Source organism: Clostridium mobile (assembly GCF_018918285.1).
Classification (GTDB): Bacteria; Bacillota; Clostridia; order Clostridiales; family Clostridiaceae; genus Clostridium_AW; species Clostridium_AW mobile.
In genome coordinates this window covers 158,573-179,651 of record NZ_JAHLQF010000001.1, presented here as the reverse complement: position 1 = coordinate 179,651, position 21,079 = coordinate 158,573, and the positions used below count along the sequence as shown (strand labels likewise).

Genomic DNA, 21,079 nt, shown 5'->3' with positions numbered 1-21,079 from the left:
GGATTTACAATGAAAAAAATTTCAGTTTTATTAGCAACAGCTTTATTATCAATAGGATTAATCGGATGTTCTGGGGGAAAAAATGCAGAGAGCACCCAAGGAAAAGCAGGTACACAGGAAAGTAAAAAGGAAATAGTGGTGGGGGCAACTCCAGTTCCTCATGCAGAAATATTAAAAGAAGCAGGTAAAGTGTTAGAAAAAGAAGGGTACAAACTAAAGATTGTAGAATTTACAGATTATCAAATACCAAATACAGCTTTAGCTGAAAAAGAATTAGATGCAAATTTTTTCCAACACATTCCTTTCTTAAATAAAACAATTGCAGAAAAGAACTACGAATTAGATTACACTGCAAAAGTTCATATAGAACCAATGGGGCTTTATTCAAAGAGCACCAAAGATGTAAAAGAGCTAAAGGATGGAGCCGAAATTGCTATTCCTAATGACCCAACTAATGGAGCAAGAGCTTTGAGAGTATTGGAAAATGCGGGTTTAATCAAAGTTAAAGAAGGGGAACTTGTAACAAAGATAGATATTACAGAAAATAAAAAGAACTTAAAAATAACAGAATTAGATGCTGCACAACTTCCAAGAGTACTAGATGACGTTGATGCTGCTGTAATAAATGCAAACTATGCTATCGAAGCTGAATTAAACCCAACAAAAGATGCCATAGTAATAGAAGCAATAGATTCACCCTATGCTAATGTATTGGCAGTAAGAAAAGAAGACAAAGAAAAGGAAAATATAAAAGCATTAACAAAAGCATTGACATCTCCAGAAGTAAAGAAGTTTATTGAAGAAGAATATAAAGGTAATGTAGTTCCAGCTTTTTAAATAGAATATTTTAAATTATAGGTAGAAAACAACCCAAGTTACTAAGGGTTGTTTTTATACTATAGCCTTTTATTAGTGAGGCTAGATAAGTTGAATAACATATGTGATAAAGCTATAATGAATTTAAGTAATAAGATTAGGAGGATGCTTATGTATTTTAAGAATTCAGGAGAAGAGAATACAGAAAAGACAGTAGAATTAGCATTATCTGTTGCGAAGGAAAGGGGAATTAACCATATAGTTATTCCCGCTTGTGAAGGAGATACTGCACTTTTATTTAAAAATTGTGGGTTAAATGTAATAGTTGTAACTCACGTAAATGGTTTTACTACTCCAGGTATTCAAGACATGAAAGAGGAACGTAAAAAAGAGTTAGAAGGATACGGTTTTAAATTATACACTTCAACACATGTATTATCTGGAGCAGAAAGGGCTTTATCTAAAAAGTTTGGAGGAATATCTCCAATTGAAATAATTGCTCATACTTTAAGAATGTTTGGACAGGGAGTGAAGGTAGCTGTAGAAGTTACAACTATGGCTTTGGATGGCGGATTAATTCCATATGGAGAAGATATAATTGCTTTGGGAGGTACTGAAAGAGGTGTAGACACCGCAATAATTATAAGGCCTTCTCATTCCTCCTCAATTTTGGAAACAAAAATAAAAGAAATTATTTGCAAACCTGTATAACTGTATAAATTGAATTATTTATACTTGTGTGGTAAAATTATCATAAGTAAAACTTAGGCTTTATTGCAATAAAATCTAGGTTTTATTTTGATGTGTTGAATATAATGTAATTATAAAATAGAAAGAAGGTGATAGTTATGGATATTGACCCTGGACCCTATAGGTGTACGTTAAATAATAGTAAAGGAAAATATGCCATAACGTCTAAAGGTATGGTGATGCATAGGAGTTGATGTAAATGAAATGGGAAATCGAAGAAATATTAGCACTGATTTCTGAAAAAAAATACACTGAAGTAAGGGAGAAAATAATTAATTTAAACCCAGTTCACATTGGAGAAATAATAGAAAACCTGGATTTATCTGAGGCTATATTGATCTTTAGAATGCTACCAAAGGATTTAGCTGTTGATGTATTTAACTATATAAATACAGAATTTCAAGAAAAGATCATATACTCAATTACAGATAAAGAAATAAAACACATAATTGATGAGCTTTATTTTGACGATATGATAGATTTACTAGAAGAAATGCCTGCTAAAGTAGTAAAAAAAATATTGCAAAATTCTAATGTAGAAGAAAGAAAGCTTATAAATGAATTTCTAAATTATCCTGAAAGTTCAGCAGGAAGTTTAATGACAATAGAATATGTTGATTTAAAGAAAGATATGACTATAAGAGAAGCTATTGAACACATTAAATTTACTGGAATCAATAAAGAAACTATATATAATTGTTATGTTATTGATGGTCATAGAAAATTAGAAGGAATAGTTTCATTGAGAAAGTTAATATTAAGCGATTATGACCTTAGAGTAGAAGAAGTGATGAATAAGGACGTAGTATATGTAAACACTCATCAAGACCAAGAATACGTAGCAGGTATATTTAAAAAGTATGATATAATCGTTGTTCCTGTTGTAGATAAGGAAGATAGATTAACTGGTATTATAACTATTGATGATATAATTGATGTAATTGATCAAGAAAATACTGAAGACTTTCAAAAGATGGCTGCTATGGCTCCTTCAGAAGAGGCTTATCTAGAGACTGGAGTGTGGACTTTAGCAAAGAATAGATTAACTTGGTTGATAATTCTTATGTTGTCTGCCACCTTTACTGGAGGTATATTAAAAAAGTTTGAAGATGTATTACAATCAGTTGTGGTATTGACCTTCTTTATACCTATGCTAATGGATACTGGCGGGAATTCAGGTTCTCAGTCAGCTACACTTGTTATTAGAAGTTTAGCATTAGGAGAAATTGATGAAAAGGACACCCTAAGAGTTATAATGAAAGAGTTAGGTGTAAGCTTAATTGTTGGTGTAATACTATCATTTGTTAATTTTCTTAGGATTTATTATTTACAAGGCACAGATTTAATGGTGTCTTTAACAGTGTGTATAACGCTATTATTTACAGTTGTATTAGCTAAAATTGTAGGTGCGATATTACCAATAGTTGCTAAAAAAATAAAGGTTGACCCAGCTATAATGGCTAGTCCTTTAATAACTACTATTGTAGATGCTGGTGCATTGATGGTGTATTTCTCCATTGCAAAGTTATTACTTAACATATGATTATATAAATAAAAAATAGGAATAAGCAGAATTTAAAATTCAGCTTATTCCTATTGTGTTTAAAAGAGGGAAAGTGAATAATATTTAATAAAACTATAGTTGACTTAAAACTAAAAATTTAGTATAATACACAAAATGATAAAAAATGCTTTGAAGAGAAAGAGTAAGATATCGATTTCTTTTACAGAGAGCTTCCGGGTGGTGTGAGGAAGTAAAGATTGATATGCTGAATACGTCTCTGAGCATCACACCGAAGCTCTTAAAGAGTTGTAGGCTGTTGACGGAAACCTTCCACCGTTATAAGGATAGAGTATAATGCATTTATTTTGCACAGTACTTGAAGAGGTTGATATGGAGACATATTAATAAATAAAGGTGGTACCATGGGAGTATACTCTCATCCTTGCATAGTTGCGAGGATGGGAGTTTTTTATTTTTATTAAATATTATAGGAGGTAAGATAATGGTAAGTATTGATGAGCAAATTAAGATTATTAAAAAAGGGGCAGATGAAATAATAAATTTAGATGAATTAAAGGAAAAATTAATAAAATGTGAAAAAGAAAAAAGGCCTCTTATTGTAAAGTTAGGATTGGACCCAAGTGCACCAGACATACATTTAGGGCATGCAGTTGTTTTAAGAAAGATAAAACAATTACAAGACTTAGGACATGAAGCAGTAATAATAATAGGAGATTTTACAGGGATGATTGGTGATCCTACTGGAAAGTCTAAAGGGAGAAAACAATTAACAAAAGAGCAGGTTATGGAGAATGCAAAAACCTATGAAAATCAGGTGTTTAAGGTTTTAAATAGACAGAAAACAAAGCTTACTTTTAATAGCCAATGGTTAGGGAATTTAAATTTTAGAGATGTAATAGAGCTTGCATCTAAGTGTACTGTGGCAAGAATGACAGAAAGAGAAGACTTTAAAAATAGACTTAATAACGGAATAAGTATAGGAATTCATGAGTTCTTTTACCCACTGATGCAAGCCTATGATTCAATTCATATAAAGGCTGATATAGAGTTGGGTGGAACAGATCAAAGGTTTAATATTTTAATGGGTAGAACGTTGCAAAAAGAATTTAATGAAGAGAGTCAAATAGCCATATTTATGCCTATATTAGAAGGATTAGATGGAAAGGAGAAAATGAGTAAAAGTCTTGGAAATTATATTGGTATATATGAAAGTGCCAAAGATATGTATATAAAAGTTATGCAATTACCCGATGAGTTAATAATTAAATATTTTGAACTGGCGACAGATATTCATCCAGATGAGATAAATAACATAAAAGAAGAAATGAAAAAAGAGGAAGTTAATCCTAGAGATATGAAAATGAGATTGGCAAGAGAAATTGTAACATTATATCATGATGCAGAAGAGGCAAGGATTGCTGAGGAATATTTTAAAAATTTATATCAAAAAAATGAAATTCCTGAAGATATTTTAGAAATTTTAATAGAAAAAAACACAAATTTAATAGAAGCAATTGCATTATCAGGATTTGTGTCATCCAACAGTGAAGTTAGAAGATTAATTAAACAAGGTGGAATTAAATTAAATGGCGATATTATCTCCGTTTGTAGTGATATTATATTAAATAATAATGATATTGTAACTATAGGAAAAAGAAAAATGTTTAAAATCAAAATTAAATAATTATTAAAGCATATTTTATATCCAAAGCTTATATATTACATCAAGTATTACCAATGTTTCCTTCAATTCCATAACATATAAATGTTCTATTGGGTAAAACTTATATTACAAAACAAAATAAAAAAATTAAATTAGGAGGGAAACATTATGCCAAATTATTCATCAAACAGAGTATTAGTTCCAGAAGCTAAAAGAGGATTAAATCAGTTTAAAGCTGAAATAGCTACTGAATTAGGATTATCAAACTATGAATCCATGGATAAAGGAAACTTAACTTCAAGACAAAATGGATCAGTAGGCGGAGAAATGGTTAAAAGAATGATAGAAGCTTACGAAAGAAATCTATAAGATGTAAGAGGCTAGCTTAGGCTAACCTCTTTTATTTTTTATATACCTATATTTTTGCTATAACTCTAGCAGGAGCGCCATCTCCACTGTGAACCTTTAATGGAAATATGTAAATGGCACATAGCTTACCTTTTAAAAGTGATAAATTTTTCAAATTTTCAATAATAATTTTATTGTTTTTTAATAGAACTCTGTGGTTTTCAAATAGTTCACTTTCATTGCCATCTACAGAAATAGTATCCATTCCTATACCTTTAATAGGTAAATTACTTAGATGATTGCAAAGTTCTAAAGAAGGATATTTATAATTATTTAAATACTCATTAGTGTTCCAGTATATTTCAGCACCAGTATAAAATAAAATATAATCAACTTCATATTGATAATATTTACAAAAAATTTCCAGGGAAATAACTGTATTTTTATATTTTGAAAAATCCATTATAAAAGCTTTTCCAAAACAACTTTCTAAAGATACTTTATCAATAGTATTTCCATCATCAAAGATATGTTTAGGTGCATCTACATGGGTGGAAGTATGAGTAGTAATAATTAATTTATTTACCTCAAAACCGCTGTGGTCAATGGTAGATAAAGGGTATACGTGAGGAGTTTCCTCCTTTGAATATGATATTAAGTTATCTTTAATAGAATGTGTCAAATCAATATAATTCATAGAATCCTCCAATTTTAGCTATGTGTATAGAATTCATTAATATAATTATCATATAATATTTTTTAAACTTTATCAAAAGGAGATAATATATAGAAATAAAAATAGAATAGACTATCTCTATTCTATTTTTTCTTGTTTTTTAGCTCCACCTAGTAAAAATCCAACAGATGAAAACAATAAATTCCTTATTTCAACAATGGATGCACTAGATTAGGATATATTAGCAAATCATAGACGAATTTTTAAAAAATGAATTTTATTTGCTGGCCAAGTATTATAATAAAAAATATTCAAAGCTTCGAAAGAATGGTGGCTTACAAGAGGGATATTGCCACTAAACCCCGTTATTATTGCAGAATGAAATATTAAGCCACTGCTATCTTCATAAAACACAAGGTCACCTAAATCTAATAAAGAAATATCGAAAACTTCTCTTCCCTTAGCACCGCTAAGATTACTTTCATCATTTATTTTTAAAAGCCAATATAAGGAGTGAGCTACTGCCCAGGGTACAGACCAAGTATCATCCATTACATTTCCAGTGCTCATGTTATTATACCACCAAGAATGTTCTCTGTTATAAATAAAAGGAGCTCCCCCAGCCCTTAAACACTGAGAAACAAAGTTAGCACAATCGCCACCAGTATTGCTTAAAGAAAAATATCGATATTGAGGATTAGGATTTAAAGCATATTTTTTAGCATATTCCACAGCTGAAGTTCTTGAATATAAGTTTGTATTTTCAAAGGTCTCCATATATACTCCTATTAATTGTTTATTATAATAATATGTAGCAATTTTAATAATGTTAATCTTTATCAAAAAAATCATTACAGTATATTATATATTAGCATTTATTTGAAGGAGGCAATTTGTTATGAAAATTGCTATAGATTTGGGTCATGGAACAGGTGATGATAGGGGATCTATTGGTTATCTTAATGAAGAAAAAATTATAAGAGAATATGGTCCTTTAGTGATAGAAGGACTAAAAAAGCTAGGACATACTATAATTAATGTTACCCCAACCAAATCTAATTTGACTTTAGCACAATCCTTAGCCTATAGAGTTAACATGGCGAACAGTAATAAGGTTGATCTACTTGTTTCATTGCATGTAAATGCTTTTGAAAAAGATAGGGCTAAAGGATGTGAGGTTGAGTATATTTCTCCAACGGGCAAAGGCTTAGCCGAAAAAATATGTTCAGAGATAAGTAAGTTAGGATATGTAAATAGAGGACCTGTAAAAAGGGAAAATTTATATATTTTAAAACATACGTCTATGCCATCTATTTTAGTAGAACCATTTTTTTGTGATAACAAAGAGGACTGTGATAAATATAATCCCTTGAGCATTGCAAATTCAATAATAAAGGGATTAACTGGGCAGTACGCTTTTGTTGAAAAGAATGAGCCAACTGTTCCTAATATAGACTACAGTATCCCTTCTATGCCAGGGGTTTATTCCCTACCAGGAGGCATTGGTTATATTCAAGTTATAAAAGAAAAAGGAAGAATTGATATTCATCTTGATAAATATAATTACATTACAATTCAAGATAGTGAAATAGAAGGAAATAGAATTATATTAACCACTAGAACAAAGGGTTCAAAAATATTATTGTGATGGAGGGGGAATATGGAAACTTTGCAAAGTGGTATTATGGATATTTTAGTTCAAGGAATATTAAGTATATTAGGAGTGATAATAAGTTATTTTATTACCGTACTAGTATCATATTTGTCTAAGAAAAAAGAAATGTTGATTAAGCAAATAGGTGCAGAACAATATAATGGCACTTATAATATTGCCAAAAGTATATTTTATGCAGTTGAGCAGCAGTTTAAATATATGCCTCAAACAGGAACGGAAAAGAAGAAAATCTTTGACCAGTTATTATTAAATCAAATACCTTCCTTATCTCAGGAGGAGTTAGATCATTTTAGAGAAGCTATAGTAGGTGAGATTAATACTCAGCTAAAAAATTCAAAACTATTAGGAGAGGCGCCAATATTCAATCCTAAAATAGATGAAGCAGATCCTAAAATTACAGAATAAAACAAGAATAAAACAGGTATTATGCCTGTTTTATTCTTAAGCCTTATGTTGTTAATCTCGGCAATATTTTATTGTTAAATATATAATTCTACTTACTATTTTTTTAGCGTGACAATAAGGCACTCCACACATCATAAGACTTCTAAATATTTCTGGATTCTTTCTTTCTATTTTTTCTAGTACTTCATCGCAATCACATTTACAATGTTTCCAGTGATCTTTGTGTTTTCTTGCAAATTCTAAATCGTCATTTTCATCTGTAATAAAATCAGCATTTGCAGCTACATCTTCATTAACTTCATCAGCTTCATTTGAAGTATACTCAGTTCTCATGTAATCCATTATGCCATCGTTCATGCCCACATGGTTCATTAAGCCCATATCTCCCATAATGTCCGTATCGTTCATCATTTCCATTGTGTCCTCCATGTCCATATCCATATCCATGTATTGCATCATGGGCATTTGTTCCATTCCCATAGGCATCTGATACATATTCATAGATTGCATTCTCATCATGGTAGGGCAGTATACTTTGTGCATGCACATTTCACACATATTCATCATATAAGGATCCATAAATAACCTCCTAAAACTTTGAACTATAATAATATACTATGCAATATGTTTATTTATGACATAAATATAAAATCTTTTCTATAATTAAATTTTGTGTCAAAACAAAATTTAGAACATATAATATATTGTGTCTAGTAATATTATTTTGGAGGATTGAATGCATTATTGTTGTTCGAATTATGGAATGGATTTTACTAAAATGGATTTATGTAAATCATTAGATTTAATAAAGGAAGCCGTGCAAGATGAGCGAAATGATGAGTTAACCTATGACTATTTAATAAAAATGGCTCCAACAAAAGAAGAAAAAGAAATAATAATGTCTATAAGAAATGATGAGAGAAAACATAGAAAATGGTTTAAAGAAATTTATAAATGTTACACAGGACAAGATATAGAAAGTACAGATTGCGAAAAGTTTGTTAAACCTAAATCTTATGTAGAAGGAATTAAACGTGCCTTATTTGGGGAATTAGCAGCTGTTGAAAAATATAGAATCATAAGAATGGGCTTACCTAACAGATATCAAAGAGATATACTTCTTGAAATTTTGACAGATGAAATGAAACATGCAACAAAATATAATTATATTTTAACAATGAATTTGTGCAAACAAGTTGGGCGTAAAAAAAAGAGTGAAGAAAATTGTTATAGAGGAGAAACTGTATTAAACCATAGTGAATATATAGATAGCATGAATGCTATAATGAAAAGAGCTGTACAAGAAAAGGATATGGGATTAAACATAGAATATTTATTATCTAAATCTATAATTACGGGCATATTGGTAGGGACTGGTGAAAACATAGAAGAAGCTCAAAGGCAAGTAGAAGAATGGATTGAAAATGAAGAAATAGGTTTATTTAATAAGAACTCCTAAATCATTAGGGGTTTTTATTAATTGTTTAAAATTAAATTCTAAGATAATTAATAAAATGCTTGCAATAATTTTTAGAATGGTCTAATATTATATTATGAAAATTTTGTAAAGGAGGTCGTATTAATGTTATTAATAAATTTATTGAGTAATGGATATAATTTTATATTTAAAATACGACCTATGGACATGTAAATTTTTGTAATTGGTTAATTAAGCCATAGGTTATGTATTCTATGGCTTTTATATTATGTATATATTGTTTTGATGTGAAAGCTTAGGATACTCCTGGGCTTTTTTTGTTTAAGAAAAAAGGGGGGGACAAAAATGAAGAAAAATATTTTGCTCTATTCTGCAGCAATACTATGTGTAGCTATTGCAACCTTTATTGGTACTTTAGAACCTTTAGTTATTAAAGTTACTATTGATAACGTTATAGGGAATATACCTGTAAATAGTAGTAATAAAGTTAATTATTTTATTAATAAAATAGGAGGTATATCATACTTACAAAAAAACCTATGGATTTGCGGTTTAACACTAGTAATTTTAACTTTGGTTAGGGGATTGTTTTTATATTATAGAGGGAAATGGTCTGCTAAAGCTTCTGAAAATATAGCAAAGAGCTTAAGGGATAAGCTTTATGACCATATTCAACATCTGCCTTACGATTATCACGTGAAAACAGAAGCGGGAGATCTTATACAAAGATGTACTTCTGACGTAGAAACTATAAGGAAATTTTTATCAAATCAATTAGTGGAAATGGGAAGAGGGATTTTTATATTGGTATTTTCTCTAATAGTAATGTTTTCATTAAATGTTAAGATGACCTTAGTGTCAATGAGTACAGTGCCAATAATTTTTGGTTTTTCACTGATGTTTTTTTCTAAAATCAAGGACATATTTAATGAAGCAGATGAAGAAGAGGGGAAGATGACCACAGTACTTCAGGAAAATCTTTGGGGAGTTAGAGTAGTTAGAGCCTTTGGAAGAGAAAAATATGAAATTGATAAATTTGATAATGTAAATAAAAGATACCAAAACATATTGTATAAGCTTTACAGTTTGCTAGGTACCTATTGGAGTGTATCTGACTTCTTATGTATGATTCAAATAGCTTCAGTTTTAATATTTGGAATATATTTTACTTTAATAGGAGATATAAGTTTAGGTACATTGGTAGTTTTTCTTAATTATGAAATAAAGCTATTGTGGCCTGTAAGACAACTTGGAAGAATTCTATCTGAAATGGGGAAAATGACTGTAGCTAAAAAGAGAATATATCAAATACTTAATGAAAAGGTAGAGGAAGATAAAGAAGGAGAAAAGAAACCTAAGATATTAGGCAATATAGAGTTTAAAGATGTGCATTTTGAATATGACAAAGGTCAGCCTATTTTAAATGGTATTTCATTTAAAATAAATAAGGGTGAAAAAGTTGCTATAGTTGGACAAACGGGTTCCGGAAAATCCTCTTTAATTCACCTGTTAGGAAGGCTTTACGATTATAATGGTGGTTCTATAAAAATTGACGGAGTAGAGTTAAGAGAAATAAACAAAAAGTGGATTAGAAGTAACGTTGGTACAGTGCTTCAAGAGCCGTATCTTTACTCAAGAAATATTGAAGATAATATAAAGATTGCCAAGAAAGATGCTACTAAAGAAGAAGTGATATTCAGTGCAAGGAATGCCTCTGTTCATGAAGTTATAGAAAGCTTTGAAAAAGGTTATGAAACTATGTTAGGTGAAAAGGGAGTTAACCTGTCAGGTGGACAAAGACAGAGAATTGCTATAGCAAGAACATTGATTAAATCTAGTCCAATACTTATATTTGATGATTCCTTAAGTGCTGTAGATACTGAAACAGACAGAAAAATTAAAGAAGCATTAAAAGAGAAAAGCAAAGGGGTAACCACAATAATAATATCCCATAGAATATCCTCGATTATGGATTCAGATAAAATAATAGTATTGGATAAGGGTAAAATTGCTCAAATGGGCAGTCATAATGAATTAATAAAGGTAGAAGGAATATATAAGAGAATATGGGATATCCAAAAGAGTATAGAAAATGAATGGAATGATACAATAGTAAGTTAACGAAATGGCGGTGAGATAATGAGTGATAAATTAAGTTTTAGTCTATGGAGAAAATTATTTAATTATGTAATAGAATTTAAAGGGAGTTTAATAAAACTATCTTTGGTTATGAGTGCAGTAGCAGGTATAGATGTACTGGTACCATATCTCAATAAATATGCAATAGATACTTTTGTTGAAAATAATAATATGCTAGGACTAAAAAAATTTGCAGTAGTCTATTTAGTTATTATAATTATTCAAGCAATTAATATTAAAATATTTATAAATGTTGCAGGTAAAGTAGAAACAGGACTTGCATATCACATAAGGAGAATATCTTTTGAAAAGCTTCAAAAATTATCATTATCATATTATGACAAAACTTCAGTAGGGTGGATAATTTCTAGGGTTACTTCAGATGTGATGAGATTAAGTGAAATAGTATCCTGGGGACTAATTGATATGGTATGGGCTTTGGTTATGATGTTTGGATTTGTAATAATTATGATGATTCATAATGTTAAACTAACATTAATTACTTTAAGCGTAGTACCGCCACTTATAATAATTGGAATATATTTTCAAAGGAAAATTTTAGATTCCTATAGAGATGTAAGAAAAATAAATTCTAAAATAACAGCAGGCTTTAATGAGTGTATAACAGGAGCGAAAACTACTAAAACATTAGTTACTGAATTAGATAATTTAGAAGAATTTAAAGTTACCACTGGAGACATGAGAAGTTCTTCTTTAAGAGCAGCTATATTTTCATCCTTATTTTTACCTATAGTATTAACTTTAGGAAGCATTGGAACAGGTTTAGCTCTATGGTATGGTGGTAAAGGAGTACTTTTAGAAACATTAAGTTATGGTACTTTAGTAATGTTCTTGGCCTATTCGATACAATTTTTTGAGCCAATAACACAACTGGCTACTACCTTAGCAGAGCTTCAACATGCCCAGGCATCAGCAGAGAGGGTAATATCTCTTATTGAAGAAAAAATAGAAATCCAGGATAGCGAAGAAATAATAAATAAATATGGCGATATATTTAATCCTAAAAATGAAAATTGGGAGCCTATCCATGGAGATATAACATTCAAAGATATAAGCTTTGCTTATAAGGATGGAGAAAAGGTTTTAGATAATTTTAATTTGCAAGTAAAAAAAGGGGAGAAGATAGCTTTAGTTGGTGAGACTGGTTCAGGGAAAAGTACCATTGTAAATTTACTCTGTAGATTCTATGAGCCTACAGATGGAGAAGTATTAATAGATGGAGTTGATTATAGAGAAAGATCTATTTTATGGCTTCAATCAAACTTAGGATACGTATTACAAAGCCCTCATTTATTTAGCGGAACTATAAAGGATAATATAAAATATGGAAAACTAAATGCTACGGATGAAGAGGTTATGAAAGCAGCTCAATTAGTAAACGCCCATGATTTTATTATTAGAATGGAGAATGGATATAATACTGAAGTTGGTGAGGGAGGAAATAAACTTTCTACAGGAGAAAAACAACTTATTTCTTTTGCTAGAGCAATTATATCAAACCCATCATTATTTGTTTTAGATGAAGCTACATCATCTATTGATACAGAAAGTGAAAAAATTATTCAAGATGCAATTGATAAAGTTTTAAAAGGAAGAACTAGTTTTATAATAGCTCATAGATTATCAACTATAGTGTCTGCAGATAAAATATTAGTGATACAAAAAGGTGAAATAGTTGAAATGGGAAACCATGAAGAATTAATGAAGAATAAAGGCTATTATTACAACTTATATACTAATCAATTTATTGAAGAGAAGGAAAAAGAAATATTAAATTCTTAACACAAAGAACTGCCTTTATAAAATTTAAGGCAGTTTTTTAAATTTTATATAATAGTATATTGACAATATATTATTTAAATAATATAATCATAGTAAATATATAGGATTAAAGGAAAAAGAGGTGTAGAATATGAAGATATCAACTAAAGGCAGATATGGTTTAAAGGCTATGATGGATATTGCCATATATACATCTTGTGAGAGCATAGCACTGAAGAGTATTTCTGAGAGACAAAATATATCTGAAAAATATTTGGAGCAAATTTTTTCTGCTCTTAGAAAAAATGGATTGGTAATCAGCAAAAAAGGCGCTCAAGGAGGATATAGTTTGGCTAATCATCCATCTAAAATAACCGTAGGAGATATATTAAGAGTATTAGAAGGGGATTTAGATGTGGTTGATTGGGAAGAAAGCATGAAAGATGATATCTTGGAAAAATGCATTTATGATAACATATGGAAAAAGCTTAATATTTCCATAGCTTCAATAGTTGATTTAATAACTTTAGAAGATTTAGTAGAGCAATATAACAAAAGTAAAGGAATAGAATACATGTATTATATATAATACATGTAAATATTTTAAAACAAAGCATACTATTCAGATAGGAATAATAAATATATAATTTAAGGAGGATCATTATGAGAGTATATAATAATTTAACAGAACTTATAGGAAATACACCAATGTTGAGACTTGGTAAATTTGAAAAACAATATGAGGTTAAAGCAAATTTAATAGGTAAGGTTGAGTATTTTAACCCAGGAAGTAGTATTAAAGATAGAATAGCTTTTGCAATGATAGAAGAAGGAGAAAAGCAAGGGCTTATAAAAAAGGATACAGTTATTATAGAACCTACTAGCGGAAATACAGGAATAGGTCTAGCATTAGTAGCAGCGGCAAAAGGATATAAAATAATATTAACTATGCCTGAATCTATGAGTATAGAAAGAAGAAAGTTATTAAAAGCATATGGAGCAGAATTAGTATTAACACCAGCTGCAGACGGTATGAAAGGTTCTATTGCAAAAGCAGAAGAACTAGCAAAAGAAATACCAAATTCATTTATTCCTCAACAATTTGATAATTTAGCTAATCCATCTATTCATGAAAAGACTACTGCTGAAGAAATATTAAGAGATTTAGATGGAAAAGTAGATGTGCTTATTTCAGGAGTAGGAACTGGTGGAACTATAACAGGAATAGGAAAAGTGCTAAAAAAGAATAATCCAGATGTAAAAATCATCGCAGTGGAACCAGAAGATTCAGCGATTCTTTCTGGAGGTAAACCAGGCCCACATAAAATACAAGGTATAGGTGCAGGATTTATTCCATCAATATTAGACACATCTCTAATTGATGAAATTATTAAAGTTTCAAATGAAGATTCCTTTAAAATTACTAAAGAAATAGTAACATTAGAAGGACTTTTAGTGGGTATATCTTCAGGAGCAGCATTACATGCAGCTAAGGAAGTTGGTATAAGAGAAGAGAATAAGGGAAAAAATATAGTAGTAATACTACCTGATACAGGTATGAGATATTTATCAACACCTGTATTTGATTAAATAAAAAAAGGTGATTTAAAATGAGCAAAATTATATATATGGACTATGCAGCTACTACTTTTATAAAGGATGAGGTATTAGAAGAAATGATGCCTTATTTGAAGGGGTTCTTTGGGAACCCCTCATCTCAATATTCAATAGGACTTAGGAGTAAAATGGCAATTGAAAGCTCTAGAGATAATATAAGTAGTGCAATTAATTGTAAAAGCGATGAAGTGTTTTTTACCAGTGGAGCCACTGAGGCTGATAATTGGGCTATAAAGGGATTTGCCTATGCTAATAAAAATAAAGGTGATCATATTATCACTACAAAAATTGAGCATGAAGCAATATTAAGTACTTGTAGATATTTAGAAGAAGAGGGGTTTAAGGTTACTTATCTACCTGTAGATGGAGAGGGATTTGTAAATTTAGACCAATTAATAGATTCGATTACCAAAGATACAATATTGGTATCTATAATATATGGAAATAATGAAATTGGAACTATTCAAAACATTAAAGAGATAGGGAAAATATGTAATGAAAAGAATATAACTTTTCATAGTGATGCAGTACAGGCTTTGGGAAAAGTCCCCATAGATGTAAAAGATTCAAATATAGATATGCTTTCTATGTCCTCTCATAAAATATATGGTCCTAAAGGAGTAGGAGCTTTATATGTTAAAAAAGGGTTAAAGCTTCATAATATACTTCATGGAGGAGGGCAAGAGAGAGGAAAAAGAGGAGGCACAGAGAATGTAGCCTCTATTGTTGGCTTTGGAAAAGCCGTTGAAATATCTATGAATACTATGAAAGATGAAGTGGAAAGATTATCATTCTTAAGTAATAGAATGATAGAAAAACTTTTAGAAATAGAAGGAGCCTTTCTAAACGGTCCTGAAGGTGAGCATAGATTAGCTAATAATATAAACTTAGGTTTTAGAGGAGTTTATGGGGAAGATTTAGTATTTAATTTGGATAGGGAAGGTATATGTGTATCTAGCGGAAGTGCATGTCAAGCTACGTCTATGGAACCTTCACATGTATTACTAGCTTTGGGGCTTAGCAGAGAGTTATCAAAATCCTCTATAAGACTTACTATAGGTGAAAACACTACTGAGGAAAATGTAGATTATGTTTGTGAGCAAATAAATAATATAGTTAATAGAATTAGGACGGTGAGAAAATGAAAAAAAGAGTAGTATTAGCTATGAGTGGAGGAGTTGATAGTTCCGTAGCAGCACATTTATTATTGAAAGAAGGATATGAAGTTATAGGTGTTACAATGCAGATTTGGGATGAGGACCAAGAGTATGAGGAAAGAGAAGGCGGTTGCTGTTCCTTATCATCTGTTAATGATGCAAGGAGAGTTGCTTATAAGCTTGGAATACCATTTTATGTAATGAACTTTAAGGAAGAGTTTAAAGAAAAAATAATAACTAATTTTGTAGATGAATATTTAAAAGGAAGAACTCCTAATCCATGTATTGCTTGTAATAAACATATCAAATTTGATTCATTCTTAAAAAGAGCTTTAAATCTAGGGGCAGATTACATAGCCACAGGTCACTATGCTAAAATAGAAAAACATAATGACAGATATGTAATAAAGAAGGGTATAGATTTAACAAAGGACCAAAGTTATGTGCTTTACAATTTTACACAATTTCAGTTAGAGCATACATTACTACCCTGCGGAGATTATAATAAGAAAGAAATTAGAGCTATAGGTAAGGAAATTGGATTATCTGTCCATGATAAAAAAGATAGTGAGGAAATATGTTTTATTCCAGACGATGATTACGGAAGATTTATAGAAAAACAAATTGGAGAAGAAATAAAAGATGGCTATTTTAAAGATAAGCATGGTAATATATTAGGAAAGCATAAAGGTATAATTCATTACACCATAGGTCAAAGAAAAGGATTAGGTATTACACTTGGAAAGCCTATGTATGTAGTGAATATAGATCCTAAAAATAATGAAGTTATACTAGGAGAAAATGAAGATTTATTCAGAACGGGATTAATTGCTGAAGAAGTAAATTTAATAGCTTTCGATAAATTAGAAAAGCCGACAGAAGTTGAAGTAAAAGTAAGATATTCTACCACGTCAAATAAAGGTACAATATATCCAATTGAAGATGGAAAAGTAAAAGTTGAATTAATAAATCCCCAAAGAGCAATTACAAAAGGTCAATCTGTAGTGTTCTACCAAGAGGATATTTTAATTGGTGGGGGAATAATTAGCGAAATATTATAGTTTTTTAATTTGTAGTTTATATGTTTATATAAACTACTTTTTTTATAGCGAAATATTTTGAAGATTCCGCGTATTGAATATTTCACTATAAATTAAATAAAAAATATAGACGGAATTTAATGAAATTGATAATATTATATCTATAGATAATAATGAAAAAGGAGGTAGAATAGCATGAAATTTTGGCAAATAACATCTCTTTTTATATTTTGGATCATACTAAGTGAGTCAATTACATTAGAAAGATTAAGCATAGGACTCATAATATCTTACTTAGTGTTTAGATTTAATGAATATCTAAACAGAGACTCAATGGAAAAAAACAGTAAAAAAATCTCCTTTAATGTTAAAAAAATAACTATTTTTTTGAAGTATTTAGGTGCATTAATTTTAGAAATATTTAAATCTAATATACATGTGGCTAAAATAGTTTTAAGTCCTAAGATGAATATATCACCAAATATATGTACAGTAGACACAAAGATACAATCGAATGTATTGAAAACGGTTTTAGCAAATTCAATTACGCTAACTCCAGGTACATTAACTCTGGTTATGGATGATGACAAATTAATTATTCACTGTCTTCAAGAGGAAAATATAAAAGATTTAAAGGAGTCCTCTTTTGAGAATATTCTTTTGAAAGCTGAGGAAATTATAAATGAGTAAAGTATTGATTTTTTCCGTTATTTTTTTATCAATAACTATATTGGGATGTCTATACAGAGGGGTTAAAGGCCCAACTTCTGCAGATAGGCTTATTGCAATAAATGTAATAAGTACTAAAACAATAATTATCATAGCGTCTATTTCCTTCATACTTAAAGAAACATATTTTATAGATGTAGCGCTAGTATATGCTTTAATTAGTTTTATAGCTTCTATAATAATATCCCGCTATATAGAAAGCTTAGGAGGAGATAATGATGATTAAAATATTATTAGTATCAGCATTTACATTGGGAGGTTTATTTTTCTTCATGGTAGGTACATTAGGTATTTTAAGGTTCCCCGATGTATTCACAAGAGTGCATAGTGCAGCAAAATGTGATACTTTAGGAGCTTTGCTATGTTTAACTGGATTAATAATTAATAGTGGGTTTAATTTCACAAGTTTAAAATTAATTTTAGTCCTTGGGTTTATATGGATAACAAATCCTACCGCTACTCATTTAATAGGCAAGGCTGAGTACTTAAGAATAAAGTCTATTGAGAGAAAGGATGGAGTAAAGAAGGATGAAAATCTTTAGTGTTATAATGTTATTATTTTTAATAATATCTTCAATAATGGTTTCTTATGTAAAAGATCTCCTAGGAGCAATTATAGTTTTTATGGTTTATAGCTTAATTATGGCTATATTATGGCAACAACTAAATGCTCCAGATTTAGCAATAACCGAGGCAGCCGTTGGAGCTGGTATTACTACAGTATTGTTTATTCTAACATTAAAGAGAATAAAGGGAGAAAAGAAATGAGAAAGATAAATGCAGTACTTATTACTTTTGGAATAACCTTTATACTTCTTCTTGGAGTAATAGAATTACCTCAGTTTGGAGCAGGTTCTCCACCAACTCATAATGAAGTTTCAAAATATTATATAGAAAATGCTGTTAAAGACACAGGGGCTACTAACATAGTTACTGGAATAATATTAGACTATAGAGCATTTGATACTTTTGTTGAAGCCAGTGTTTTATTTACTTCAGCAATAACTGTATTGGTAGTTTTAAAAAAGAATAAAGAGTAAAAGGAGAGGTAAAATGAAGGATATTATATTAAAAGAAGTAAGTAGAACAATATTGCCTTTCATACACCTTTTTGGCATTTATATAATTTTACACGGCCACTTAAGTCCAGGAGGAGGATTTGCTGGGGGAACGGTTTTAGGTACAGGTTTTATACTTTATAGGATTGTATTTGGAAAAGATAAAGCAAGAGAAAAATTTCAGTATAGTAAATTAGTAAAGATCATGTCAATTGCATTAATTATGTATGGAACTATAAAGGGCTATAGTTTTATATCTGGAGGAAGTGATTTAAATTGGCCAGGCCCACCTTTAGGAAAGGCAGGGAATATACTAAGTGGTGGATTTTTGCTTCCTTTAAATATTATAGTAGGGATAATTGTATCTATAACTATATATTTTTTATATAGCTTATTTGAAGAAGGTGAAATATAAAATGGAAAAGCTATTTATTAACTATTATGAGACTGCTTCAGTAATACTATTTGGAATAGGATTTGTAACATTACTATTAAATAATAATCTAATAAAAAAAATTATTGGGCTAAACATTATGGATACATCAGTTTTTCTTTTCTTTATATCAAAAGGTTATATAGCTGGAAAAGAAGCACCCATCATAGTAGAGTCTTTTAAGGGAGTGGATAGATATATAAACCCAATTCCTACTTCTCTTATGCTTACAGGCATTGTAGTAGCTGTAAGCACTACGGCTTTTGCATTAGCATTAACTATAAAAGTTCACGAGAAATATGGAACAATAGAGTTAGATGAAATATTAAAAAAAGGAGATGAGTAGATTTGCCTATTGATAGCTTTCCATTAGTTGCGCTGTTATTACTATTTATTACGGCTACTATAATGCCAGTGATAAAAAAAGAAAAGATTTCTAAGGGAATTAGCCTCATATCTTTTTTAGCGTGCTTTTTAATGTATTTTGTTACATTAAATTATGTAATAAAAACGGGGGGATATTATTATAGAATAGGACATTTTCCTGCACCTATAGGTATTGAATTTTATGTAGGTGTAGTTGAATGTATGTTAGGTATGCTTTTTACCTTTGTGGCATCTATAGTAATATGGTATTCAATTTACAATATAGATTATGACATAAGCAAAGAAAAAATAAATCTATACTATCTTTTAATAAACATTTTAGTAGGTTCTCTTCTAGGGATAGTTTTTTCAAATGATATATTTAATATCTTTGTATTTATTGAAATAGGTAACTTAGCTTCCTGTGGAATAGTAGTTATAAAGGATAAAAAAGAAAATATAAAAGCTGGAATTAAGTACTTAATAATGAGCTGCCTAGGATCCGGTCTTGTACTTATGGGGATTGCTTTTTTATATTCAATCACTGGGCATTTAAATATGACTTTTATCCATGAGAGCATGATAAAAAACTATAGTCAATATACTAGGATTACTACAATAACCTTAGGATTATTTACTATAGGATTAGGTGTTAAGAGTGCTATGTTTCCATTACACACATGGCTTCCTGATGCTCATGCTAATGCGCCAACATCTTCTAGTGCCATATTGTCATCACTGGTATTGAAAGGATATGTATGGTTTTTGATAAAAATTATCTATAAGGTATTTGGAAAAGAGATAATTAATAATCTTCCAATATTAAATATTATATTGATATTGGGATCTTTAGGAATGATTTTTGGATCAATATTTGCAATATATCAGAAAAATATTAAAAAAGTAATTGCATATTCTACTGTAGCTCAAATGGGATATATATTCTTTGCCATAGGATTGGGTACGGAGCTAGGGGTTACAATTGCTATATTTCATATTATAGGACATGCAGTAACTAAAGGAGCTTTATTTTTAAGTGCAGGTTCAATTATTCAGAGTACGGGATTAAAAGAATTAGAGGATTTAAAAGGTGTTGGTAGGGAGATGCCTTATACTTTGGGGATGTTCTTTATTGCATCTTTATCCATGATAGGAATTCCTGTATTACCTGGCTTTGTTTCCAAATGGTATTTAGCTTTAGCAAGTATTGAAGCTAACAAAATTATATTAATAGGGGTAATACTATTAAGTAGCTTATTAAATGCAATATACTATTTTCCAATTGCTATAAATGGTTTTTTTGGTGAAGAAAATTTAAAAAATAAGGTATATAAAAGTAAAGAAAAACCCTTAAAAGAATTATTGCCAATAATAATTTTAATTTTAACTATGATATATATAGGAGTTAAATCTCAATCTATAATAGATTTAATTAAGACTGGTTTAGTGTAGGAGGAGCTAT

25 protein-coding genes and 1 other annotated feature are annotated in these 21,079 nt (G+C 29.8%); of the genes, 22 read left to right on the top strand and 3 right to left on the bottom strand.

Annotated elements, in window-relative coordinates:
• Nucleotides 1-9: 9 nt before the first annotated feature.
• From KQI86_RS00950 to KQI86_RS00930, 5 genes are all read left to right on the top strand, one after another.
• Nucleotides 10-837, top strand: coding sequence for a MetQ/NlpA family ABC transporter substrate-binding protein (locus tag KQI86_RS00950; protein ID WP_216437285.1), 828 nt, complete (start codon nucleotides 10-12; stop codon nucleotides 835-837).
• A 150-nt stretch (nucleotides 838-987) separates the two neighbouring features.
• Nucleotides 988-1,527 carry a pyruvate kinase alpha/beta domain-containing protein gene (locus KQI86_RS00945; protein ID WP_216437284.1) on the top strand — a complete coding sequence of 180 codons (540 nt, stop codon included), beginning with the start codon at nucleotides 988-990 and terminating at the stop codon, nucleotides 1,525-1,527.
• 250 nt (nucleotides 1,528-1,777) lie between these two features.
• Nucleotides 1,778-3,109 (top strand): magnesium transporter, encoded by a 1,332-nt coding sequence (gene mgtE / locus KQI86_RS00940; protein ID WP_484793049.1) that lies wholly within the window; start codon nucleotides 1,778-1,780, stop codon nucleotides 3,107-3,109.
• Nucleotides 3,110-3,250: 141 nt separating this feature from the next.
• Nucleotides 3,251-3,517: a binding site (T-box leader), on the top strand.
• Nucleotides 3,518-3,572: 55 nt separating this feature from the next.
• Nucleotides 3,573-4,775 carry a tyrosine--tRNA ligase gene (gene tyrS / locus KQI86_RS00935; RefSeq protein WP_216437282.1) on the top strand — a complete coding sequence of 401 codons (1,203 nt, stop codon included), beginning with the start codon at nucleotides 3,573-3,575 and terminating at the stop codon, nucleotides 4,773-4,775.
• A 147-nt stretch (nucleotides 4,776-4,922) separates the two neighbouring features.
• Nucleotides 4,923-5,123 (top strand): alpha/beta-type small acid-soluble spore protein, encoded by a 201-nt coding sequence (locus tag KQI86_RS00930; RefSeq protein ID WP_216437281.1) that lies wholly within the window; start codon nucleotides 4,923-4,925, stop codon nucleotides 5,121-5,123.
• A gap of 46 nt (nucleotides 5,124-5,169) precedes the next feature.
• Here the strand turns inward: KQI86_RS00930 and KQI86_RS00925 are convergent, their stop codons facing one another.
• Both KQI86_RS00925 and KQI86_RS00920 read right to left on the bottom strand, forming a co-directional pair.
• Complete coding sequence (locus KQI86_RS00925; RefSeq protein WP_216437280.1) at nucleotides 5,170-5,799, bottom strand: cyclase family protein; 630 nt, start codon at nucleotides 5,797-5,799, stop codon at nucleotides 5,170-5,172.
• 228 nt (nucleotides 5,800-6,027) lie between these two features.
• Nucleotides 6,028-6,555: an amidase domain-containing protein gene (locus KQI86_RS00920; protein ID WP_216437279.1), complete on the bottom strand. Its 528-nt coding sequence runs from the start codon at nucleotides 6,553-6,555 to the stop codon at nucleotides 6,028-6,030.
• 121 nt (nucleotides 6,556-6,676) lie between these two features.
• Between KQI86_RS00920 and KQI86_RS00915 the strand changes: the two genes are divergently transcribed.
• Both KQI86_RS00915 and KQI86_RS00910 read left to right on the top strand, forming a co-directional pair.
• Nucleotides 6,677-7,426 carry an N-acetylmuramoyl-L-alanine amidase gene (locus KQI86_RS00915; RefSeq protein WP_216437278.1) on the top strand — a complete coding sequence of 250 codons (750 nt, stop codon included), beginning with the start codon at nucleotides 6,677-6,679 and terminating at the stop codon, nucleotides 7,424-7,426.
• Nucleotides 7,427-7,438: 12 nt separating this feature from the next.
• The gene (locus tag KQI86_RS00910) at nucleotides 7,439-7,858 is read left to right on the top strand and encodes a phage holin, LLH family (protein ID WP_246582611.1); all 420 of its coding nucleotides are present in this window, start codon (nucleotides 7,439-7,441) and stop codon (nucleotides 7,856-7,858) included.
• 51 nt (nucleotides 7,859-7,909) lie between these two features.
• Here KQI86_RS00910 and KQI86_RS00905 read toward each other — a convergent pair whose 3' ends face one another.
• Nucleotides 7,910-8,437 (bottom strand): hypothetical protein, encoded by a 528-nt coding sequence (locus KQI86_RS00905; RefSeq protein ID WP_216437277.1) that lies wholly within the window; start codon nucleotides 8,435-8,437, stop codon nucleotides 7,910-7,912.
• A gap of 184 nt (nucleotides 8,438-8,621) precedes the next feature.
• On the opposite strand from KQI86_RS00905, the gene KQI86_RS00900 reads away from it, so the two are divergent.
• The 15 genes from KQI86_RS00900 (at nucleotide 8,622) to KQI86_RS00830 (ending at nucleotide 21,069) form a co-directional block, all read left to right on the top strand.
• Entirely contained in the window at nucleotides 8,622-9,317 is a 696-nt protein-coding gene (locus tag KQI86_RS00900) for a ferritin-like domain-containing protein (protein ID WP_216437276.1), read from the top strand.
• Nucleotides 9,318-9,641: 324 nt separating this feature from the next.
• Complete coding sequence (locus KQI86_RS00895) at nucleotides 9,642-11,417, top strand: ABC transporter ATP-binding protein (RefSeq protein WP_216437275.1); 1,776 nt, start codon at nucleotides 9,642-9,644, stop codon at nucleotides 11,415-11,417.
• An 18-nt stretch (nucleotides 11,418-11,435) separates the two neighbouring features.
• Nucleotides 11,436-13,238, top strand: a complete 1,803-nt coding sequence (locus KQI86_RS00890) for an ABC transporter ATP-binding protein (protein ID WP_216437274.1) — start codon at nucleotides 11,436-11,438, stop codon at nucleotides 13,236-13,238.
• Between the two features lie 130 nt (nucleotides 13,239-13,368).
• The gene (locus KQI86_RS00885) at nucleotides 13,369-13,806 is read left to right on the top strand and encodes an RrF2 family transcriptional regulator (RefSeq protein WP_216437273.1); all 438 of its coding nucleotides are present in this window, start codon (nucleotides 13,369-13,371) and stop codon (nucleotides 13,804-13,806) included.
• A 74-nt stretch (nucleotides 13,807-13,880) separates the two neighbouring features.
• Nucleotides 13,881-14,807 (top strand): cysteine synthase A, encoded by a 927-nt coding sequence (gene cysK, locus KQI86_RS00880; RefSeq protein ID WP_216437272.1) that lies wholly within the window; start codon nucleotides 13,881-13,883, stop codon nucleotides 14,805-14,807.
• 20 nt (nucleotides 14,808-14,827) lie between these two features.
• Nucleotides 14,828-15,979, top strand: coding sequence for a cysteine desulfurase NifS (gene nifS, locus KQI86_RS00875; protein ID WP_216437271.1), 1,152 nt, complete (start codon nucleotides 14,828-14,830; stop codon nucleotides 15,977-15,979).
• Complete coding sequence (gene mnmA / locus KQI86_RS00870; RefSeq protein ID WP_216437270.1) at nucleotides 15,976-17,052, top strand: tRNA 2-thiouridine(34) synthase MnmA; 1,077 nt, start codon at nucleotides 15,976-15,978, stop codon at nucleotides 17,050-17,052. The genes nifS and mnmA overlap by 4 nt, the downstream gene beginning before the upstream one ends.
• A gap of 174 nt (nucleotides 17,053-17,226) precedes the next feature.
• Nucleotides 17,227-17,721 carry a Na+/H+ antiporter subunit E gene (locus tag KQI86_RS00865; RefSeq protein ID WP_216437269.1) on the top strand — a complete coding sequence of 165 codons (495 nt, stop codon included), beginning with the start codon at nucleotides 17,227-17,229 and terminating at the stop codon, nucleotides 17,719-17,721.
• A complete protein-coding gene (locus KQI86_RS00860; RefSeq protein WP_216437268.1) occupies nucleotides 17,714-17,986 on the top strand; it encodes an MrpF/PhaF family protein in 273 nt (90 codons plus the stop codon). Before KQI86_RS00865 ends, KQI86_RS00860 begins: the two co-directional genes overlap by 8 nt.
• Nucleotides 17,979-18,302, top strand: coding sequence for a monovalent cation/H(+) antiporter subunit G (gene mnhG, locus KQI86_RS00855; protein WP_216437267.1), 324 nt, complete (start codon nucleotides 17,979-17,981; stop codon nucleotides 18,300-18,302). The genes KQI86_RS00860 and mnhG overlap by 8 nt, the downstream gene beginning before the upstream one ends.
• Nucleotides 18,289-18,528, top strand: coding sequence for a hydrogenase subunit MbhD domain-containing protein (locus tag KQI86_RS00850; RefSeq protein WP_216437266.1), 240 nt, complete (start codon nucleotides 18,289-18,291; stop codon nucleotides 18,526-18,528). The genes mnhG and KQI86_RS00850 overlap by 14 nt, the downstream gene beginning before the upstream one ends.
• Nucleotides 18,525-18,800, top strand: coding sequence for a hydrogen gas-evolving membrane-bound hydrogenase subunit E (gene mbhE, locus KQI86_RS00845; RefSeq protein ID WP_216437265.1), 276 nt, complete (start codon nucleotides 18,525-18,527; stop codon nucleotides 18,798-18,800). The genes KQI86_RS00850 and mbhE overlap by 4 nt, the downstream gene beginning before the upstream one ends.
• Nucleotides 18,801-18,813: 13 nt before the next feature.
• Nucleotides 18,814-19,233: an MnhB domain-containing protein gene (locus KQI86_RS00840; RefSeq protein ID WP_216437264.1), complete on the top strand. Its 420-nt coding sequence runs from the start codon at nucleotides 18,814-18,816 to the stop codon at nucleotides 19,231-19,233.
• A gap of 1 nt (nucleotide 19,234) precedes the next feature.
• Nucleotides 19,235-19,597, top strand: a complete 363-nt coding sequence (locus KQI86_RS00835) for a sodium:proton antiporter (RefSeq protein WP_216437263.1) — start codon at nucleotides 19,235-19,237, stop codon at nucleotides 19,595-19,597.
• A gap of 2 nt (nucleotides 19,598-19,599) precedes the next feature.
• Nucleotides 19,600-21,069, top strand: coding sequence for a complex I subunit 5 family protein (locus KQI86_RS00830; RefSeq protein ID WP_216437262.1), 1,470 nt, complete (start codon nucleotides 19,600-19,602; stop codon nucleotides 21,067-21,069).
• Nucleotides 21,070-21,079 lie beyond the last annotated feature (10 nt).

Bases quoted from the DNA above. Each gene is read 5' to 3' on its own strand.
- KQI86_RS00950 (WP_216437285.1), top strand. From the start codon at position 10: ATGAAAAAAATTTCAGTTTTATTAGCAACAGCTTTATTATCAATAGGA.
- KQI86_RS00945 (WP_216437284.1), top strand. From the start codon at position 988: ATGTATTTTAAGAATTCAGGAGAAGAGAATACAGAAAAGACAGTAGAA.
- tyrS (WP_216437282.1), top strand. From the start codon at position 3,573: ATGGTAAGTATTGATGAGCAAATTAAGATTATTAAAAAAGGGGCAGAT.
- KQI86_RS00930 (WP_216437281.1), top strand. From the start codon at position 4,923: ATGCCAAATTATTCATCAAACAGAGTATTAGTTCCAGAAGCTAAAAGA.
- KQI86_RS00925 (WP_216437280.1), bottom strand. From the start codon at position 5,799: ATGAATTATATTGATTTGACACATTCTATTAAAGATAACTTAATATCA.
- KQI86_RS00920 (WP_216437279.1), bottom strand. From the start codon at position 6,555: ATGGAGACCTTTGAAAATACAAACTTATATTCAAGAACTTCAGCTGTG.
- KQI86_RS00915 (WP_216437278.1), top strand. From the start codon at position 6,677: ATGAAAATTGCTATAGATTTGGGTCATGGAACAGGTGATGATAGGGGA.
- KQI86_RS00910 (WP_246582611.1), top strand. From the start codon at position 7,439: ATGGAAACTTTGCAAAGTGGTATTATGGATATTTTAGTTCAAGGAATA.
- KQI86_RS00905 (WP_216437277.1), bottom strand. From the start codon at position 8,437: ATGGATCCTTATATGATGAATATGTGTGAAATGTGCATGCACAAAGTA.
- KQI86_RS00900 (WP_216437276.1), top strand. From the start codon at position 8,622: ATGGATTTTACTAAAATGGATTTATGTAAATCATTAGATTTAATAAAG.
- KQI86_RS00895 (WP_216437275.1), top strand. From the start codon at position 9,642: ATGAAGAAAAATATTTTGCTCTATTCTGCAGCAATACTATGTGTAGCT.
- KQI86_RS00890 (WP_216437274.1), top strand. From the start codon at position 11,436: ATGAGTGATAAATTAAGTTTTAGTCTATGGAGAAAATTATTTAATTAT.
- KQI86_RS00885 (WP_216437273.1), top strand. From the start codon at position 13,369: ATGAAGATATCAACTAAAGGCAGATATGGTTTAAAGGCTATGATGGAT.
- cysK (WP_216437272.1), top strand. From the start codon at position 13,881: ATGAGAGTATATAATAATTTAACAGAACTTATAGGAAATACACCAATG.
- nifS (WP_216437271.1), top strand. From the start codon at position 14,828: ATGAGCAAAATTATATATATGGACTATGCAGCTACTACTTTTATAAAG.
- mnmA (WP_216437270.1), top strand. From the start codon at position 15,976: ATGAAAAAAAGAGTAGTATTAGCTATGAGTGGAGGAGTTGATAGTTCC.
- KQI86_RS00865 (WP_216437269.1), top strand. From the start codon at position 17,227: ATGAAATTTTGGCAAATAACATCTCTTTTTATATTTTGGATCATACTA.
- KQI86_RS00860 (WP_216437268.1), top strand. From the start codon at position 17,714: ATGAGTAAAGTATTGATTTTTTCCGTTATTTTTTTATCAATAACTATA.
- mnhG (WP_216437267.1), top strand. From the start codon at position 17,979: ATGATTAAAATATTATTAGTATCAGCATTTACATTGGGAGGTTTATTT.
- KQI86_RS00850 (WP_216437266.1), top strand. From the start codon at position 18,289: ATGAAAATCTTTAGTGTTATAATGTTATTATTTTTAATAATATCTTCA.
- mbhE (WP_216437265.1), top strand. From the start codon at position 18,525: ATGAGAAAGATAAATGCAGTACTTATTACTTTTGGAATAACCTTTATA.
- KQI86_RS00840 (WP_216437264.1), top strand. From the start codon at position 18,814: ATGAAGGATATTATATTAAAAGAAGTAAGTAGAACAATATTGCCTTTC.
- KQI86_RS00835 (WP_216437263.1), top strand. From the start codon at position 19,235: ATGGAAAAGCTATTTATTAACTATTATGAGACTGCTTCAGTAATACTA.